Raw genomic sequence first — 18863 nt, 5'->3', positions numbered from 1 at the left:
TGTCAGTAGGCGACGTATACTTGAATGTCTTGATCATAATTGCCGAACTGCTTGCCGAACATGCTTAATCCGCCGCTGTGCGTCGCCGTTTCAGGCGCGCAAATCCGGAACCGGATATCTTCGCCGAACCCTACGGCGAGATCTTTGATTGTGCGGTCGGACATACGGATGCCATCGATGTAGGAGCCTTCCGCATCGATGGTAATTTGTTTTAGCAAACCATGCTGCGTGCCAAGATCCCACCAAGCGGGGGTATAAACCCCCTTTACCGCGCCAAAATCCCCTGGACAGGTCCAAACGCCGAGGCAAACGTCATTCAAGTAGAATGAAAGGTCTGACGGCCAATTTTCATTGTAGTAAGGGGCTTCGGAGCAAATCTCCAGCGAGATAGAGATGCTGCGTACGCTCTGTTTTCCGACCAAATAATTAGGGATGCGGTATTCGATATAGCCGCTTCCGAACCAGAGATGACATGCCTTTACATGCTCGGGATCGGAGAAGTAGCGGGGATCGTCCACCATGCCGATGATTTTTGTGTCCGAGGACAGGCCGCAGGTAGGCTTTACTTCATAAGAGGAATATTGTCCGATGGGAATGGAAACCGCGTAGCGGTTTTGGTCGGCTTGTTCCTTCACGCGAAACTGCAGCGTTGCCGATTCAAGCGTCAGGTGGCATATTTTTTGGCGGCCGCGCGAACTCGGCACGCTTTCTGTCGTTATAATAGAAGCTTCCTCGAGCTTTTGGATATGTTTGGTTACAATGGCTGACGAAATCCCGAGCGCTTCCGCCAATTCTTTTATGTTCAAGGGTTTGATGTTCAGCAATTCGATGATTTTAACCCGGGTATCCGATGAAAAGCATTCAAGAAATTTTAAATTGCGGCTGGTAACCTCGATGTTCATGAAAAGCGCCTCATTCCGTTCTTTTGCTCCTATTATATAATCCGAAAGTTAATTACACAACTTAATAGTTCACTATTCTTGTTGCTTGGAATCTTTTTCGAAGAGGCGGCAAATAAAAAAGAGAGGAGCAAGATAAAATCTTGCCACTCTCTTTCCATGTTGTGCAGCCATTCCGTTTATTGAAGCGCGCTAGTCATTTTCTTATATAGGACGGCGATCCACGCCGAAGTAAAAGCAAAACGGATTAGTAAAGGGAAATGGTCAGGGTATCGCGTTCGAAATAGGAATGCAGCGTCGCCTCACTGCCCACAATTTCTACGCTAATTAACGATTTGATACATGTTTTAAGTGCATTTTTACCTGTAGTCAGCTTACGGTTCAGTACGGCAGACAGCTTTTCAATGGCTTGTTTATTGGTATCGGTTAAATAAACGGGTATCGTTTTATTTTGGAACATCAGCATCGTTTTCATAGTAAGGACCTCCATCCCGCGAAGGATTTTTTTAATTTTCACTAGTGTAACTGACAATTATTAAATAATTCTTAAAATTCGGTGAGTATTTGGTTACAAAGCTGTAACTTTTGGGAAAATGCCTTCAAATCGTTGAAATATGGCAATCAGGACCGGCGTTCCGGCGCCTCCAGCTGCTTTTTGCGGAACTGAGAAGGTGTACATTTCATCATTTTGCGAAATACTTTAACGAAGTAGCTGATATGATCGAAGCCGACATCAAGCGCGACGGCCGATATTTTGAGCTCGGGCCTCAGCAGAAGCTCGGTTGCCTGCCTGATCCGATAGGCATTTAAATACTCGATAGGCGTTTGTCTCGTCATTGTTTTGAAGAAGCGGCAAAACTGTCCTTCGCTCATTGGGATTTGATCAGCGATTTCAACAATGCGAATAGGGCGGTGAAAGTTTTGCTGCATATAAACAATGGCTTTTTTCAGCCTGTCAATTTTCGTCGTGTCGGCCGTGCTTGTCTCGCTGCGGTTGCAGAAGCAGCCTCCTGCCGCAATTTCATGGAGCATTAAATAAAAATGCCCTTTCACGGCTGTCTCAAGACCCGGCGGCTCGCTCTCGCAAATATTCATTATGCTTTTCAAATGCCTAAGCAGGGCATCCCCCCAAACCGTATTTGGCTGTATATGCCTAGGGAACGTTCGTTTCTTGTCTTGAAGCGGCGAGATGAAACGTTCCTGAACGGCATCGTAGCTTGCGCTTGAAAGCAGATGGGTGTCGAATACTATTGCGCAGAATGAGCAGGCTTGATCGCCAAGGGCATGTCCGGCATGGATATCTCCGCCGTCTATAAACACGGCCTCGCCGGCCCGAACGGGAAAATAATCGGTATCAACCTGAAACAGCACTTCCCCTTCGAGTACATAAAAAAACTCTGCTTCGGCGTGCCAGTGGCAATCCAGAACGGGTACGCCAGCCTCTTCGTGAGCAATCCAATAAGCGGCAAGCGGAAACATGTTGTCGCCATGCAGACGGTCTTCCTTTAAGGAATGACGCGTGGTTTGATCCATTTTTGAAAGGGCCTCCTGTGCTTGAGTCGAGTTAGTTGGAATGGAAAGAGGCACATCGTCAAAATAGTGCTATAGTTGAGCATTATTCTGTTAGATTTGTCTGATTAATTATCAGTATAATGCAATTATGTAGGAATGCAAATAAAACAAACAGGAAGGTTGGTTCAGTCCATGAAATTTACAGACGGCAACTGGCTGATTCGTGATGAATACAAAGTATTAGGAGCAGTGCAAGTACATGATTTCGAGCAAAAGGACGGCAAGCTGACGGCTTATGCATCGCCGCAGCCGATCGTAACGCGGTCTAACATGCTGGATACGATGCTGTTGACGGTCCATTTTCATTCTCCGCTGCCGGGCATTATCGGCGTAAAGCTTGTGCATCATGCAGGCGTAAATGAGCGGGGGCCGGCATTCGAGCTTTCCTCGCAGACCGGTGACCATGTCGTGATTGAAGAAAATGACGATGAAGCCGTTCTGACCAGCGGCAATCTGAGCGTGCATATCCGCAAAGGTCCGGTATGGGCGGTTGATTTCTACCGTGGCGGTGAACGCATTACGGGCAGCACACAAAAATCGATGGCTTATATTAAAGAAGATAACGGCAATACTTTCATGCGCGAAGAGCTTGATGTTGGCGTCGGGGAGTGGGTATACGGGCTTGGAGAGCGCTTCACGCCATTCGTGCGTAACGGTCAAGTCGTTGATCTATGGAACAAAGACGGCGGTACAAGCTCCGAACAGGCCTACAAAAACGTGCCTTTTTATATTACGAACAAAGGTTATGGCGTATTCGTCAACCACCCCGAGCTGGTATCGTTTGAGATCGCATCGGAAAAAGTGAAAAAGGTGCAGTTTAGCGTAGCGGGCGAATCGCTCGAATATTTTATTATCGACGGTCCGAGCATGAAGGAAGTACTCGGCAAATATACGGACTTGACGGGTAAGCCTTCACTTCCTCCCGCATGGACATTCGGCTTGTGGCTGACGACCTCCTTCACAACCAACTATGACGAAGCAACGGTTAATTCTTTCGTTGACGGCATGGCAGAGCGCGATTTGCCGCTGCATGTTTTCCACTTCGACTGCTTCTGGATGCGTGAATTCCATTGGACGGATTTCAAATGGGATGAGCGGGTATTCCCGGACCCGGTCGGCATGCTGTCCCGCTTGAAGGAAAAAGGGCTGAAAATTTGCGTTTGGATCAATCCTTATATCGCTCAGCGCTCGCGCTTGTTCGAAGAAGGCAAACAGAACGGCTATTTAGTGAAAAAACCGAACGGCGATGTATGGCAGTGGGATCTATGGCAGCCGGGCATGGCGCTTGTTGATTTCACGAATCCTGCCGCATGCGAATGGTACGCCGGCTACCTGCGCGAGCTAGTAGATATGGGCGTGGACAGCTTTAAGACAGATTTCGGCGAACGCATTCCGACGGATGTCGCTTATTTCGACGGATCAGATCCAATGAAAATGCATAACTACTACACGCAGCTGTATAACAAGGTTGTATTTGAAGTGCTCGAAGAGAAGCTCGGCAAAAACGAAGCGGCATTGTTCGCCCGTTCTGCTACTGCCGGCGGTCAAAAATTCCCGGTTCACTGGGGCGGCGACTGCTATGCGGACTATGAGTCGATGGCAGAGAGCCTGCGCGGCGGCCTATCTCTCGGTATTTCAGGCTTTGGCTTCTGGAGCCATGACATTGGCGGGTTTGAAAACACGGCGCCGGAGCATGTATTCAAGCGCTGGCTTCAATTCGGCCTGCTCTCCAGCCACAGCCGCCTTCACGGCAGCAAATCGTACCGGGTGCCTTGGGCTTACGATACAGAGGCTGTTGACGTAACACGCTTCTTCACGAAGCTGAAATGCCGCATTATGCCTTACTTGTTTAATACGGCTGTGCAAGCAACGGAGCTGGGCTTGCCTTCGATGCGCGCAATGGTGCTGGAATTCCCTGAGGATCCGACAAGCGAAATTCTGGACCGCCAATATATGCTCGGCGACTCCCTGCTCGTAGCTCCGATCTTTAACGAGCAAGGCAATGTTACTTATTATTTGCCAGCGGGCAAGTGGACGCATATGTTGTCCGGCGAAATCGTTGAAGGAGGCTCATGGCGCAAGGAGAATTATGATTTCTTCAGCCTGCCGCTATTCGTTCGTCCGAACTCAATCATTGCGCTTGGCGCAAATGATGTTCGGCCGGATTATGATTATGCGGACGGCGTATCGCTTGAGCTTCATAATCTGGAGGACGGCAAAACAGCTGCAACAACGGTTCGCGATGTAAAAGGCGCTGCGGAGCTGACGGTAACGGCTAGCCGCCAAGGCGGAGCCATTACGGTTCAAATCGAAGGCAGTGGCAAACCATTCTCGTTTGCGCTTAAAGGCCTAGGAAATATCGTTTCGATAGACGGCGCGCAAGCGGAAGTAAAGGGCAGCGTTGCACAATTTGCTTCGGGTTCGAAGCAGCTGGCATTCACAATCAACATCTAAACCATAAACGAGCAGCTCTTTCACGGTCCGCCTGCGGACAGACAAGAGCTGCTCCTCTTTATTCGCCAGAAATTCAGGCATTGACCAAAATCGCATAAGAAAATGTTAATAAAATAACTGTTTTTCGTATGTAACTGTCGATATAATGAGAGTCGTAAAACAAAATCAAATACATCAAAATAAGAGATATAAGGGAGCGCGGCTCACATGACACGAATGAATGTTGGTTTGCAATTGTACACAGTACGGGATGCTACGGCACAGGATTTCGAAGGCACTCTTCGCCAGATTGCGGCTATGGGCTATGAGGGCGTGGAATTTGCAGGCTACGGAGATATCCCTGCCGAAGCAATGCGTGATTTGCTTCAAGAGTTAAACCTGAAAGCCATCGGCAGCCACATCGGTTTACATCTTCTTGAAGAGCGCCTTGACGAGGAGATCGCTTATCTTCAAACAATTGGCGCAAAATATGCGATTTGCCCATGGCTTCCGGCAGATGCTCGCGATACCGAAGCTTGGCGCAGCCATCTCGTGAAATTCGAACAATATGGGAAGCGTTTCCGCGATGCGGGCATTTCGTTCGCTTACCACAATCATGATTTCGAATTTGAAGTGGAAATCGACGGCCAAATCGTATTTGACGCAATGTATGAGCGTATTGACGCGCAGTACCTGAAAGTTGAAATGGATATTGGCTGGGTGCAATATTCAGGCGTTGATCCTTTGGCATATATCGCGAAATATGCAGGCCGCCTGCCGCTTCTGCATCTGAAGGATTTCCGCGCGGGCGAAAAAGGTCAGCAGATCGATACCGTCGAGCTGGGCCGCGGTGATTTGCCGCTGCTTGATATCATTAATGCTGCATCGAACGCATCGGTTGAATGGTTGATCGTGGAACAGGACACCTGCGCCAATCCGCCGCTTGAAGCCGTTGCGGAAAGCATGGAATGGATGAAAACGAATTATTTAAACCAATAATCTAATTCAGAATGGGTAGGGGAAAAAATCAATGTCAAAAGTACGCGTAGCAGTTATAGGTTGCGGATCCATTTCGAAATACCGTCATATTCCGGAGTACGTTGCACACGAGAATGTTGAGCTTGTTGCATTCGTAGACCCGATTATCGAGCGCGCTGAGCTTTACGCTGACCTTCACGGCGGCAAAGCTTTCGCGGATTATGAAACAATGCTTGCTGAAATTAAGCCGGATGCCGTAAGCGTATGTACGCCAAATGCGCTCCACGCTTCTATGTCCATTACGGCTGCGAATGCCGGTGCTCATGTATTGGTTGAGAAACCGATGGCTGTTACCGACGAAGAAGCAGAAGCGATGATCGAAGCAGCTAAGAAAAACGGCGTTCATTTGATGGTTGGCCATAACCAACGCTTCATGCCGCCGCATGTAAAGGCGAAGCAAGTATTGCAATCAGGCATACTTGGGAAAGTCCTTACATTCCGCACATCCTTCGGTCACCCAGGACCGGATGCTTGGAGTATTGATGGCGCTGAAAGCTGGTTCTTCCGTAAACCGGAAGCGATCATGGGCGCTATGGGCGATCTAGGCGTTCATAAATCCGATCTTATCCGCTGGATGCTGGATGATGAAGTGTCAGAGGTTGCCGGCTTTGTGGGCACGCTGGACAAAAAAGGCACAGAAGTTGACGATAACGCTTCTTGCTTGCTTCGCATGAAGAGCGGCGCAATCGGCACGCTTGTAGCTAGCTGGACTTACTACAAAGGCGAAGATAACAGCACCATTCTTTGGTGCGAGAACGGCGTTATGAAAATCGGCACGCATCCTGACGATCAAGTAATCGTTGAATTGCGTAATGGAACGATTGAGAAGCATAAGGTCGGCGCGATCTCGACGAATGATAAACAAGAATCAAGCGGCGTAGTCAATGCGTTCCTGGAAAGCATTCTAACGAACACAACTCCTGCTGTCAGCGGCGAAGACGGCCGCGCATCCTTGAAAGTGATTTTGTGCGCTTTCGAATCGCAAGCGACGGGCAAGTTCATCAGCATAAACTAAGATAACGAATACCTCCGATAGGCGAACTTAGGCCTGAATGTCGGAGGTATTCTTTTTTGAACACTATCTTGCATTGTAGAATAGTATGTGGTAAATTGTTAAAAAGAGTAAATAAACGCGCATCGCTATTCTACAATGGTGAATAGTAAGTTATGCTTCATATGAATGCTTATGAAGCGAAGCATCTTAAAGTTCACTTATGGGGGACAGGAAATGAACATTCAGTTTAAAAAGGGCGTGCTCGAAATTTGCGTTCTGGTATTGGCAACAAGAGGCGACCGTTACGGCTATGAGCTGGCTGTCAAAATATCCGAGAAATTCGAGGTAGCCGTTGGAAGCGTATATCCATTGTTAAGCAGATTGACGCAGGACGGTTACTTCTCGACTTATTTGAAGGAATCGAACGAAGGGCCGCCGCGCAAATATTATCAATTGACGCAGGAAGGCTGGAGCCATATGAGAAGGCTGATTGCCGAGTGGGAAAGTTTTACGCAAGCCGTAAATGAAATCGTAGAGGAAGGTTTGAAGCCATGACGACAAGAGATCGATATATGTTGGAGCTTGAAGGTATGCTTAAAGTAATCCCGGAGGCGCAGCGCAAGGAGTGGCTTTATGATTATTACATTCACTTTCAGCAAGCCGTTGAAAACGGCCAGAGCGAGGAGGATGCCGCACGCGAGCTGGGTGACCCGAGAATGATAGCCAATGAGCTTTTGCTTGGATACCGGGTAGGTCAGGCTGAGAAAAACAACAGCTTCGGAAAACTTTCGAAAGCGGTGTTTGCGACGGTAAGCCTAGGCTTATTCAATGTTATTTTCATATTAGGTCCTTATCTTGCCCTTGCGGCTGTCCTCCTCGCTTTGTGGGCTTCCGCAGTCGCCATCGGCATTGCCGGCATCGGAATCGTGATCGAAAGCTTATGGAACGGTACGTTCACCATACCGCAGGCTTTGACAATTGGCTTGATCAGCAGCGCGGTTACGATTTTACTTGTCATCGGATTAAAGGCACTTACAACCTCCTTCTATAATATGACTTTAAAATATTTGAAATTCAATACGAGAATCGTAAAGGGGAATAACAAATGAAGAAGCTGGCGGCAATTGCGCTCATTATGCTTGGAGTCGGTGTATTATGCGCATTCTTTGTTTTCAATGAAAGCGACCTGGTTAAGTTTAAAGGAGAAGCTTATTCAGACGAGAAAACCGTGGATGCTTCCGAAATCCGGTCGATCCATGCGGAGACGGATACGTTCAACATTACTTTCGAACGCGGAACATCGAAGGATATTCAAATCAAGCTGGATGGCAGTGTAACCCAAAGCTCGATAGACAAAATTATTTTCACGGCCGAAACAAAGGGAGATACGCTTTACATTGAAGGAAATACGAAAAACAGATTTACGATCGGTTACTCCGTCATGAATTTGAAAATGGTGGTCGAACTGCCGGAGAAGCTTTGGAATTCCGTCGATATTGAGACTGATACAGGCAATATTGTTCTTGACCAGATGGAAGGGAGCAAGCTTCATGTTACGTCGGACACCGGCAATGTGAAGGTTTCGAATTACAACTTCGCGGAGATCGATTTTGAAAGCGACACGGGCAATGTTTCCTTTACGGATGGAGAAGGTATTGTGAATGGCGAGACCGATACAGGAAATGTTCGCATAGAGACAGCCGAGCTGCGCGAAGATATTACCTTGAAGTCGGATACGGGCAATATCACAGTCAATGTAGACAAAGAGCCTGCTTCTGCGGCCATTTATATCCAAAAAGATGTCGGAAGCAGCAAAGTAGAATGGGGCGGCTTCTCCGATTCCAATGATTCGAAGAGCATCGTGGATGGCAAGATCGGCAGCGGCGATATCAAGATTCATATTAATTCGGAGGTAGGCAACGTCAAGCTGGGCGCTAGATAGTAGGAACAAGTATACACGATGCAAGAGCAGGCCTATCTGCATAGGGTCTGCTTTTTTTTATGCATATGCCGTTTCTGTTCATAGGTTTAGAGCATAAGATATAACAATTGTTTTACCGAAAGGAAGCGATGCTGGATGGCAGTTGAACGCAAAAACTTCCGTAGGTTTACTTATGCGGAATATGTCGAGTATTTGAAGCCATTTCTTTTAAAGGTGAAATTTTCGCAGGTGCATATCCATGGGACATGGAAGCCTACAATTGCCGATTATCGCAAAGCGGCGGATAAGATGAAAATTATTCAAGCGATGTGGCGTTTTCATGCTATTACTCAAAAATGGGGAGACATTGCGCAGCATGCGACGATCGATCCGGACGGGTATATCTGGGAAGGAAGGTCGCTGTTGGAAGCGCCGGCTTCTGCCGTAGGCTATAACGATGCGGATAAGGACCGTATCCATCCGTTCATGTTCGAGATGATCGGTAATTTTGACATTGGCGCGGAAAACCTTGAAGGTGCCCAGCTGGCGACAGCGGTTAAGCTGACTAGCCATATTGCGACGATGTGGAAGCTGCCGGATTCGCAAATTAAATTCCACCGCGAAATGAATCCCGCCAAAACATGCCCAGGCAGCTCGGTAAATAAAGCTTCGTTCTTAGAACTTGTTCGCGATTGGAGTGATGTCGATATGAGTCCCGCCGACGCCAACAAAATCATCTCGACCTGGTTGTCGCCTGCATGGTTTGCCGCAAGCACAAAAGCAGAGCGCGATGAGATCCATCGGTTGGCCAATGAGCTGCGTAAAGCCAGCGGTCAGCTTTGAAACGCTTATTTTCGATGATGAGCATATTCTCATAAAGCAGTAACGGTGCTGTTTTACAGGTCATTTTCGCGTTAATTCCAGTTTTTGTGTCATGAAACGGCCAAAACCCCATGGTAAGATAAGTGGCGTCGGGAAGAACGATACGCAAACAAAACGAATGCGCTGCTTCATAAAGCATCAGCGTAAGTCGCTTTTGTATAAAAAACTTATCTTATTAGGAGGAATTATTCATGAAGATGCAACCAATACGTGTAGGTGTCGCCAGCATAATCGCAGCAACGGTAATCGGCGCAGGATTTACGGCTCCAACTGCAGGGGCAGCACCGGCTGTGAAAACATACTCCGACTGTCCAATGATTACTACGATTAGTCAAGATACAATTAAGCAAATTGCAGATAGATATGGAGTAGATCTTAACCAACTGCTGGGCGGCGGTACATTTCAATGGCCAACGGCAGGTAACGGTACAGTAACGAAACCGAGCACAGGTACAGGCAGCGGTACAGTAACGAAACCGAGCACAGGTACGGGCAGCGGTACAGTAACGAAACCGAGCACGGGTACAGGCAGCGGTACAGTAACGAAACCGAGCACAGGTACAGGCAGCGGTACAGTAACGAAGCCGAGCACAGGCACTGCAACACCTGGTACTGGCACGACGACTGGAGGAAGCTTGAGCGCATTTCAATCCCAAGTTATCGATTTAGTCAACCAAGAACGTGCAAAAGCTGGACTGCCAGCTGTGAAAAATGATGCTTTGCTTACGAAAGTCGCTACAGAAAAAGCAAGAGATATGGATGTTAACAATTACTTCAGCCACACATCGCCAACCTACGGCTCGCCATTTGATATGATGCGTTCTTACGGCGTAACTTATTCTTATGCAGGTGAAAACATTGCTTCCGGTCAAAAGACGCCGCAAGACGTGATGACGGCTTGGATGAACAGTGCAGGTCACAAAGCGAACATCTTGAGCCAAAACTTTACTAAAATCGGCGTTGGTTACGTAAACGGCGAATGGGTGCAAATGTTTATCGGCTAATTTGCCTCATTTAAAAGTGGACAAGAAGCAGCATGTTAAGGGCGCTTTGCGCCCTTGACATTATTTATAATAACGCTGTCGAAGTTGTGAAACTTCGGAAGCGCACAGGAGGATTTACCGCATGTTTAAAAAACGCAATTTAGCAGCAGCAGTAATCGGATTATCCGTTATGATGGCGGCAGGAACGGTAGATGCAGCTTCAACAACACATACAACGATTGACAATGATACATTCTGGAAGCTTTCCAAGCAGTATAACGTCCCTTTGGACGCTTTGATGAAAGCGAATCCAACTATTAATCCGTTGAATTTATCGGTTGGCAAGAAGCTGAACATTCCAACGGCGAGAGCGGCTGCGGCAAAGAAATCAATCGCGATGAAAGCTTCCGCTAAGACGGTAACAGCGATAAATGGCAAAGAATACGCTTACTCGAAGTCATTATCCGTGAAAGCGACGGCTTATACGGCAGCCGCATCGGAAAACGGCAAATGGGGGGCGGTAGATTATTTCGGCGATAAGCTTAAGGTCGGCACGATTGCGGTTGACCCTAAAATAATTCCTCTCGGCACCAAGCTTTATGTGACAGGCTATGACTACAATGGGCTTCCTCAAGGCGGAATGGTTGCTACAGCAACGGATACTGGCGGTTCGATTAAAGGCAAACGTATCGATATTTTCGTGCCCGGTGTAACGAGCCAAGCGAGATCATTCGGCTTCCAGAACGTTAAGGTATTTATTCTTGAATAAGTAAGAATGCGAAACGGCAATCCCCTCCTTGGAGCGGATTGCCGTTTTTCTAATTAACGCGCTGCCGGCTGGCTTAACAGTTCAGGCAAAGTGACGAGTTCATATCCTTTGCTGTGCAGCAGCCGAATAAGCTGCGGCAATGCGTTTACCGTTCCATATAAATTTTGGCCTATACCGCCTCCAGCATGCTGCAGGATGATCGAGCCGGGCTGCAGCGTTTTTTTAATGTTGCTTAGAACCAATGCGCTGCTCGGATTGTTTTTCCAATCGACGGAATCCACATCCCAGTTGACGATGGAAAAGCCGGACTGCTTGCTCCACTTCACCTGCTGAGGCAGCAATTCACCGTAGGGGGGACGGATGAAATGCGGGGAGTAGCCGATCAAATTCGTGATAATGGCGTCCGTACGCCAAATTTGTTTTTGATAGTTCATTAAACTAAGCGTGGATAATACCGCATGGTCATACGAGTGATTGCCAATGATATGTCCTTCGTTATGTATCCGTTTCACGATCGCCGGATAATGGGCTGCGCGGTTGCCAACGACGAAGAAGGTTGCGCAAACATCATGCTGAGCCAATATATCCAAGATAAGCGGCGTGTATTTCGGATCGGGGGCATCATCGAAGGTAAGCGCAACCCGCTTCGAATGACGCGGTCCGTTTAATAGAAACGTTCTTGGAAATTGTTTATGAAGCTTTACCCATGACATGGAGTCAGCCCTGCGCTTTTTTGTTTCTTTATCCGGCGCGAATTGCACGGCTTGCTGTGCATTGACAGCTGCGTAAGCGTCTGTCGTCAATCCCATCAGGAAAATGCCAAGCAACGCAATTCCTGCAGCAGGCAGCCATTTTTGAAACCGGTTTTTTCGCATCCCTTATCCATCCCTATGATTGAGAATTTATAGCCGTGCCGCTATTTTACCCCCGCACTCCTCTTTCATGCACTTTACAAGGAAAAACGGGAGGCTTAAGATGAATAAAGGATGCTTGTCCTATATGAAGGAGGATGGAAATTATGAAGCTGCTCCAGTTTAAGCGTTTGGATGAAGTAAAGCTTGGCATGAAAATAGAAGAAGGAATTATCGATATTGAAGCCGCTTCACTGGCATTGGGGATGGAAGTGCCCGGCTCAATGGAAGCCGTTCTCTTAGGCGGCGAAGCTGCAATCTCGCAATTGAAAGCGCTTAGAGCGACCGTAGAGGTGCAAACTAAAGCTAACCCAGACTATTTAAAGGAAGAAGCGGGGCTTGTGTATGCGCCGGCCGTTTCCAATCCGCAAAAAATAATTTGCGTGGGCTTGAATTACCGCAAGCATGCGGAAGAAACGAAAGCGGAAATTCCAACGTCACCGATTCTGTTTAATAAGTTTGCAAATGCTCTAAGCGCGCATGGCGATGAAGTCGAGCTTCCAGAAACGAGCAATGAGGTGGATTACGAAGCGGAGCTGGCGATCATCATTGGAAGAACGGCCAAAAATGTTGAAGAAGCAGAAGCTTTGGATTATGTTTTTGGTTACAGCTGCGCCAATGATTTGTCCGCACGGAATTTGCAGCGCCGCACTTCGCAATGGATGCTTGGGAAAAGCTGCGACGGCTTTGCTCCGATCGGACCTTTCCTCGTGACTGCCGATGAGGTAGCTAACCCGGATAAGCTGGCGATTTCATGCAGCGTAAATGGGGTGCAGAAGCAAAATTCTAATACTGCGGATATGATTTTCTCATGCAGCACCATTATCAGCTATATATCAAGGCATATGACCCTTTTGCCAGGCGATGTTATTTTAACCGGAACGCCCGAAGGCGTCGTGATCGGTTATCCTAAGGATCAACGGGTATATTTGAGTTCAGGAGATGTCGTGACAGTAAAAATCGAGCAGCTCGGCGAGCTTACGGTCAAGATGGCTAAATGTAATTGATAATCATTATCGCCTACGTTATAATCGTTATATTGACTAATTATTGTATATGTATGGGGATGAGAGGACGATTGCATCGATGAATGAAGCTATGCTGGAGCTGCTGGAGAGTAATTTTGGTTTGTCGGTAAAGAAACGAGAAGATCTCTTATTCAGCTGTCCCGCTGCGGATCTTCTGGATGAGAATAAGATGAAGCAGCTGTTGGAGTTCTATACGCCCTTAGTTAAGGGCAATGATCCTTCGGTTGGGGAAGTTTATATGGCGGGATGGTTTCGCGGCCCGATGCTGGGACTGATCTACATGCTCTCATCCTGGAACAAAACCCTGGATTTATCCTTAGAAAATATTACGGTTCAAATTTATACGGCAGACTATAACGGGCATAAATATACGGCATCTGAATTTTTTTTACATCATACAGATCTAATTGACGCACCTGAGCAGGAGCATGAATACGCAGCTTGGACAAAGGATAGGATTAGAGGCTTTTTTGAGCGTACGGTACTGCCGGTTTTTGAATCCATTGCCAAGGTCGGAACCCTGCAGGTAGGCATGCTTTGGGGACAGCTTCCAACCTCGCTCGTTTACGGCTATGACCGGCTGATGAGTATGAATGAGAACGAGAAAGCAAAACAGCAGGTACACAACCATTTTGAGCTTGTGAAATCGCTGGAGGCTTCTGTATTCGGGCGAAACAAAAATCCGCTGAACGTGAAGTTCCGTATGACAGAATCGCTGGATAATCCAGAAAAACAGGTTCCTTTGAAATCATCCTGTTGTTTATATTATCACGTGGATGGCGGATATTATTGCTATACTTGTCCAAGAATCAAAGAAAGCGAGCGCGAGGAACGCCGTCAAGAATATCGGGCGAAGCAGCAAGTTGAGGCCAAATAAATAGAAAAGACCGTAATCTTCCCGTGATTTAGGAGAAGATTACGGTCTTTTTTCATTCGCTGCAAAATTTATTTCATTTTGAATACGCTGATCGTTCTAAGAAGCTGGGCTGCCATCGTGCGCATGCGCTCGGTTTCTTCCACAACCGCCTGCACGGATGCAATTTGCTCGTTCATGGAAGCCGATACTTGCTCGGTGCCTGCTGCGGATTGCTGCGTAATCGCGGAAATGTTCTGAATCGCACCGGATATTTTTCGGGCGCTCTCGAGCATCGCATCGCTTTCTTGAGAGAAAACAAATATTTTGTCCGTAATAAATTGAACGCTTTGCACGATTTCCGAGAAGACGAGTTCCGATTCCTTGATATGCTCGGTTTGCAGCTTAACGACCTCTTCGTTTGTCTTCATATTACTGATGGTATGCTTGATGCCCTCATCAATACTCTTCACAAGTTGGAATACTTGTTTGGTTGAAGCACTGGATTCCTCAGCCAGCTTGCGAACCTCTTGGGCAACTACCGCAAAACCTCGGCCATGCTCGCCTGCTCTTGCTGCCTCAATCGAAGCATTCAAGGAAAGCAAATTGGTTTGTTCTGCTAAATCGGAAATGGTCGTCGTAATAGCGCTGATCCCCTGTGCTTTGCGAGCGAGATCCTCGATCGTAGCCGAAACCTTTTCCGTGGCCTCAACGTTGCGCCGCATTCCTTCGGCTTGTACATCCAGAGCCTTCATGCCTTTGTCTACGAGCTGCAGCGTCTGCTCTGAGCGGGTGTTCATCTCTTTCGTGGAAGTAGCATAGTCGGACACCTTCTCTTCGATTTCGGTGATCGACTCGCTCATATCCGATACATCTTCGGAAATTTCATTTGCGCCGGTTGCAAGCTCGTTGGCGGAAGCAGCAACCTGCTGCATAGCGATTTGGATATTGTTATTTTTATCAAAGATGCTGTGACTTGTATCGGATACGTGACGGATAATGTTGGACGTTTCCGTCAGGATGTCGCGAAGCTTGTCAATCATGCTGTTAAAGGAATGTCCGAGCTCGCCTAAAGCGGAAGAGGAGTTGGTATCGATTTTTTGGGTGAAATCCCCTTTGGAAATGCGAAGCGCGGTTCCTTTGATTTCTTCGAAGGAACTGTTGATTGATTTCTCAATAAAGGAAACAAGCGGAAACGTAGCGATTGCCATAATGATTGTGACGATAATGCCTGTCAGAAGCGAACCGCCAGATACCGATAAAACGAAAAGCATAATGAGGGCGAACACGGCTAAATTCAGATAAGAAGTGATCATTAGCTTATTGCGCACGGAAAGCGAATAGTACCATTGGATCATTATGTAAGCGCTCCTTTTATTAGATTATCCATATTATAGCACCCGCTGCGAAATTGGTCTATAATTGTCGATTTGCAAAATTTATAAATATTTAGCGCCCGCAATCGGCTTTTCGGAAAATACCAAATACGTTTTCGGTGTAACGCAAATTAGAAAATGATACCATTATCGGTAATCACATTTATATTTTTGATTTATTTCTATTTTTCAGGAATGGTTCCTAGTTCCTAATTATTGATTTATTACTTGAAGAAAGAAGGGGTCGCTAAAACATTTAGTTGGATAAAATGATTTTTAGTTCAAAAGAATCATTTTAGTTTAAACTTTTACGTATAGTCTTATTTAATTATGTATAATAAAGGTAGTAATTACAATCATAAAGTCGAATATAATCGAATAATTGTAAATAAATTTTAATATTATATTGTAAATGATAGAAAAGGACTATATAATATGCGTTGAGACCTATATGGAAACTCACACCCAATAAATCATAAAGGAGGATAAAATGTATGCAAACGGATTCGACATCACTTGCTCGTCAAGTAGAATTTGTATTTCGCCAGCTTGAAGGCGAACTGACTAACGCAACAGCGGGTACAGTATTAATTCATGTGAGAAATAATGCGGTAGGAAAGTTCGGGGTTAGGCATCATCCCATCGAGAGCAAAAACGGAAAGTTCGAGAACGTGGACAAAGGGCTTACGGCTGTTCAGGTGCAGGCCTTCAAACAAATGGCAATCGAGTCGCTGAAATATAGGAAAGAATGGTCGCATGGCGAGATTCTTTATGATTTCTCTGTACGTACAAGCTCCAACTCATGGTCGGCCAGCATTCTTTTTGAATCCAATTACAATATGGCGAATTGGAATTCACGCTATTATCCAAAACGAAATGATTTATGGGATTCACAATAAACAGTCACAATAAACAAAAAGAGCGAGCTGACGGACACCGTCAGCTCGCTGCTTTATAGACCAAAATCGAGGTCGGGATACACGTAAGGCGATTCCGGCGTTTGGATCCTCTCGACCTTAATGGCATCCAATAGGATGATTTCATTATCCAAATAAGTGGAGGCAGTCAAGGTTCCTCTAATCGTTACCCATTCATCATCCGCAAACTCATTAGCTTTTGGCCAATTAATCATAAGTCCGTAGGGCAGAGCGTCTGCTGAACAGCAGTTCATTGCGAATCGGCTGACCGCAATACGTTCCTTGCCCATCTCCTCCTCGCGGTACACGAATCCGGTGATTTCAATTTCCTTCCCCATGAACGCTTTCCGATAGAGATCAAGCGTCGTTAATGTCTCGATAAACTGCTTCTCGGGTACGCTGATGAGCGGCTCGGCATAAAGCTTTTTTCCGTAAGCGGCATGCGTTTCCGTATATTCATCGGCTGGAAAAAGCGAATCGATGCTTTCGCCCGTGGTGCTTGCCTGTGCCGAATGGGTCGCAGACCCTGCCGCGTCATGGACACCGGGTGCAAGCGTGTTATTCGCTATCGGCCGCTCAAAGCCGGCGCTGCCGGAGAGGCTGAGCCCCTTTTTGGCGGCAAGCGCACTGCCAAGCGTCCCAGTTGGTACGAGGAAGCCGAGCAGTAGCGGAAATACGAATAAACCGTAAATGATGGTGTTTTTGAAAATGGAAGGCGAAGGTTCATGCTCGCAATCGCAGCTAGGGGTTTGATTACCCATCCGTTTCTGGAGGGCGGCATACACCTGGTAAATTGCTGCAGCATAAAGACCGAGCGCCGACAGCTTAACGTAAAGCTCCATCCTTGGCGCGATGTAAAGCATCATTTCACCCGTTCGGTCCAAATAGACGATGAACATCGCGAAGCCGGTTAGGATAGCAGCCCGTATCAGATGATGAGTCATAATAATACCTCCGTTATCCAAGCGCCGATGAAGGTCAGCGCTGCGGTTAAAGCAATTAGAATCAAGACGAATTTAACGCGGAAGGTGCTTAAGAGCATCAGCGTGTTTTTAAGATCGATCATGGGACCGAATACAAGGAATGCAAGCAGCGGCCCGAAATTAAACATACCGCTGAATGAGGACGCGATAAACGCATCGGATGTCGAACAAATCGATAGAATAAATGCAAAGCCCATCATGAATACGTACGAAAAGACAGGCTGTTCGGCAAATGCCGCCAGGGTGCTGCGATCAATCGCCGTTTGGATAATTGCGGTTAAAAAGGCGCCGAAGATCAAATATTTTCCCATTTCAAAAAACTCGTCCGACGCATGGGATAGGATCGAGGCGACTCGGCCTCTGAACCCGCTGCCGCTTGCTCCATGGTCATGGCTGTGGGAATGGCCATGATGGGTCATATGAGCCGAATGGGTCGTCTTAAGCGGGCTGTTTTTCATGAATTTATACAGCAGCAAGCCGACGATGACGGCGATGACGAAGGCTAGTCCCATTCGGGAATAAGCCATTTCGGGTTTCGTGCGGAAAGCGGTAAAGGTGGATGCATATACGATCGGATTTACGATAGGGCCTGCAAGCAGATATACAATCCCAATGTAAGCAGGCATGCCTTTGCGAATCAATCGGCGGACGACGGGAATCATGCCGCATTCGCATAAGGGAAACAAGATCCCAAGCAATGCGCCGAACAAAACGCCGGCCACCGGGTTTTTGGGCGTGAATTTTTGGATCAGCTCGTCCGTAACGAAGACCTGCAGCAGGGCAGAAAATAATACGCCGAGCAGGATGAATGGAAATGCTTCTAATATAATGCTAATAAATAATATTTTGAAAGACTGCAGGTTGGCTGCTGTGAAGATATTAGGGGGCAGTTCCCGATTGGTAACAATGAGGGCTAACATAATTAAGCATCCTACCCCAAGCAGCGGGGTGCCGAAGCGGAAAATATATTTTAGCATAGTCCAGTATCCTTTCTTTTGGTAAGGATTACGAATATCAGTATAGCCTATGCTGGGAATGGCAATAATAGGACAACGATTTCGGCGCTTGACTTTACGGTTTTCACAGGTATAATCGTTTTAAATGCAATGATGGGAAAAAGTAAGCTCGATTGATTTGCTTGCAGAGAGCCGGTGGTCGCTGTGAACCGGTGCAAACGTCGATGCCGAATGGGCCCCGGAGCCTACAAAAGGAAGCTGGCGGCATGCGTGCGCAGCCAGAAATATTTGTACGGCAGCTCCCCGTTACGGAGCAATAAGGCTTATGGGATTTATCCTGCGCTTCGT

General features: G+C 47.0%; 19 protein-coding genes and 1 other annotated feature (1 of these 20 running past the window's edge). Of the genes, 12 read left to right on the top strand and 7 right to left on the bottom strand.

Features of this window, described 5'->3' with window-relative positions; translation table 11 throughout:
* Positions 1 to 2: 2 nt before the first annotated feature.
* The 3 genes from ACN6MW_RS05175 to ACN6MW_RS05165 form a co-directional block, all read right to left on the bottom strand.
* The gene (locus ACN6MW_RS05175) at positions 3 to 902 is read right to left on the bottom strand and encodes an ArsR/SmtB family transcription factor (RefSeq protein WP_419874499.1); all 900 of its coding nucleotides are present in this window, start codon (positions 900 to 902) and stop codon (positions 3 to 5) included.
* 244 nt (positions 903 to 1146) lie between these two features.
* On the bottom strand, positions 1147 to 1374 hold the full coding sequence (locus tag ACN6MW_RS05170) for a 3-dehydroquinate dehydratase (protein WP_308994349.1): 228 nt from the start codon (positions 1372 to 1374) through the stop codon (positions 1147 to 1149).
* 146 nt (positions 1375 to 1520) lie between these two features.
* The gene (locus tag ACN6MW_RS05165) at positions 1521 to 2432 is read right to left on the bottom strand and encodes an AraC family transcriptional regulator (protein ID WP_419874498.1); all 912 of its coding nucleotides are present in this window, start codon (positions 2430 to 2432) and stop codon (positions 1521 to 1523) included.
* Between the two features lie 171 nt (positions 2433 to 2603).
* Here ACN6MW_RS05165 and yicI point away from each other — a divergent pair, with 171 nt between their 5' ends.
* From yicI to ACN6MW_RS05120, 9 genes are all read left to right on the top strand, one after another.
* Positions 2604 to 4925 (top strand): alpha-xylosidase, encoded by a 2322-nt coding sequence (gene yicI / locus ACN6MW_RS05160; protein WP_419874497.1) that lies wholly within the window; start codon positions 2604 to 2606, stop codon positions 4923 to 4925.
* A gap of 207 nt (positions 4926 to 5132) precedes the next feature.
* Positions 5133 to 5903, top strand: a complete 771-nt coding sequence (locus tag ACN6MW_RS05155; protein ID WP_419874496.1) for a sugar phosphate isomerase/epimerase family protein — start codon at positions 5133 to 5135, stop codon at positions 5901 to 5903.
* A 31-nt stretch (positions 5904 to 5934) separates the two neighbouring features.
* Entirely contained in the window at positions 5935 to 6957 is a 1023-nt protein-coding gene (locus tag ACN6MW_RS05150; protein WP_419874495.1) for a Gfo/Idh/MocA family protein, read from the top strand.
* A gap of 213 nt (positions 6958 to 7170) precedes the next feature.
* Positions 7171 to 7491 carry a PadR family transcriptional regulator gene (locus ACN6MW_RS05145; protein WP_364146864.1) on the top strand — a complete coding sequence of 107 codons (321 nt, stop codon included), beginning with the start codon at positions 7171 to 7173 and terminating at the stop codon, positions 7489 to 7491.
* Complete coding sequence (locus ACN6MW_RS05140; protein WP_419874494.1) at positions 7488 to 8045, top strand: HAAS signaling domain-containing protein; 558 nt, start codon at positions 7488 to 7490, stop codon at positions 8043 to 8045. The genes ACN6MW_RS05145 and ACN6MW_RS05140 overlap by 4 nt, the downstream gene beginning before the upstream one ends.
* A complete protein-coding gene (locus tag ACN6MW_RS05135; RefSeq protein ID WP_419874493.1) occupies positions 8042 to 8878 on the top strand; it encodes a DUF4097 family beta strand repeat-containing protein in 837 nt (278 codons plus the stop codon). The genes ACN6MW_RS05140 and ACN6MW_RS05135 overlap by 4 nt, the downstream gene beginning before the upstream one ends.
* Before the next feature lie 135 nt (positions 8879 to 9013).
* Entirely contained in the window at positions 9014 to 9700 is a 687-nt protein-coding gene (locus ACN6MW_RS05130; RefSeq protein WP_419874492.1) for a peptidoglycan recognition family protein, read from the top strand.
* A gap of 230 nt (positions 9701 to 9930) precedes the next feature.
* Positions 9931 to 10743 carry a CAP domain-containing protein gene (locus ACN6MW_RS05125; protein WP_419874491.1) on the top strand — a complete coding sequence of 271 codons (813 nt, stop codon included), beginning with the start codon at positions 9931 to 9933 and terminating at the stop codon, positions 10741 to 10743.
* A gap of 121 nt (positions 10744 to 10864) precedes the next feature.
* A complete protein-coding gene (locus ACN6MW_RS05120) occupies positions 10865 to 11491 on the top strand; it encodes a 3D domain-containing protein (protein ID WP_419874490.1) in 627 nt (208 codons plus the stop codon).
* 53 nt (positions 11492 to 11544) lie between these two features.
* Here the strand turns inward: ACN6MW_RS05120 and ACN6MW_RS05115 are convergent, their stop codons facing one another.
* The gene (locus ACN6MW_RS05115) at positions 11545 to 12366 is read right to left on the bottom strand and encodes a polysaccharide deacetylase family protein (RefSeq protein WP_419874489.1); all 822 of its coding nucleotides are present in this window, start codon (positions 12364 to 12366) and stop codon (positions 11545 to 11547) included.
* 143 nt (positions 12367 to 12509) lie between these two features.
* On the opposite strand from ACN6MW_RS05115, the gene ACN6MW_RS05110 reads away from it, so the two are divergent.
* Both ACN6MW_RS05110 and ACN6MW_RS05105 read left to right on the top strand, forming a co-directional pair.
* Positions 12510 to 13409 carry a fumarylacetoacetate hydrolase family protein gene (locus tag ACN6MW_RS05110; RefSeq protein ID WP_419874488.1) on the top strand — a complete coding sequence of 300 codons (900 nt, stop codon included), beginning with the start codon at positions 12510 to 12512 and terminating at the stop codon, positions 13407 to 13409.
* 79 nt (positions 13410 to 13488) lie between these two features.
* Positions 13489 to 14307, top strand: coding sequence for a (2Fe-2S)-binding protein (locus ACN6MW_RS05105; protein ID WP_419874487.1), 819 nt, complete (start codon positions 13489 to 13491; stop codon positions 14305 to 14307).
* A gap of 68 nt (positions 14308 to 14375) precedes the next feature.
* Here the strand turns inward: ACN6MW_RS05105 and ACN6MW_RS05100 are convergent, their stop codons facing one another.
* Positions 14376 to 15638, bottom strand: coding sequence for a methyl-accepting chemotaxis protein (locus tag ACN6MW_RS05100; RefSeq protein WP_419876276.1), 1263 nt, complete (start codon positions 15636 to 15638; stop codon positions 14376 to 14378).
* A gap of 515 nt (positions 15639 to 16153) precedes the next feature.
* On the opposite strand from ACN6MW_RS05100, the gene ACN6MW_RS05095 reads away from it, so the two are divergent.
* Positions 16154 to 16558 carry an O-methyltransferase gene (locus ACN6MW_RS05095; protein ID WP_419874486.1) on the top strand — a complete coding sequence of 135 codons (405 nt, stop codon included), beginning with the start codon at positions 16154 to 16156 and terminating at the stop codon, positions 16556 to 16558.
* 53 nt (positions 16559 to 16611) lie between these two features.
* Here the strand turns inward: ACN6MW_RS05095 and ACN6MW_RS05090 are convergent, their stop codons facing one another.
* Both ACN6MW_RS05090 and ACN6MW_RS05085 read right to left on the bottom strand, forming a co-directional pair.
* Positions 16612 to 17520: a TIGR03943 family putative permease subunit gene (locus tag ACN6MW_RS05090; RefSeq protein ID WP_419874485.1), complete on the bottom strand. Its 909-nt coding sequence runs from the start codon at positions 17518 to 17520 to the stop codon at positions 16612 to 16614.
* Positions 17517 to 18536 (bottom strand): permease, encoded by a 1020-nt coding sequence (locus ACN6MW_RS05085; protein WP_419874484.1) that lies wholly within the window; start codon positions 18534 to 18536, stop codon positions 17517 to 17519. The genes ACN6MW_RS05090 and ACN6MW_RS05085 overlap by 4 nt, the downstream gene beginning before the upstream one ends.
* 120 nt (positions 18537 to 18656) lie before the next feature.
* Positions 18657 to 18863 (top strand) — a binding site (T-box leader); it runs 60 nt beyond the window's last position.

It is taken from the genome of Pristimantibacillus sp. PTI5 (assembly GCF_048572955.1).
Lineage (GTDB): Bacteria > Bacillota > Bacilli > Paenibacillales > Paenibacillaceae > Pristimantibacillus.
Note: the sequence above shows the minus strand (reverse complement) of the source record. Positions and strands in the feature narration are given on the sequence as shown.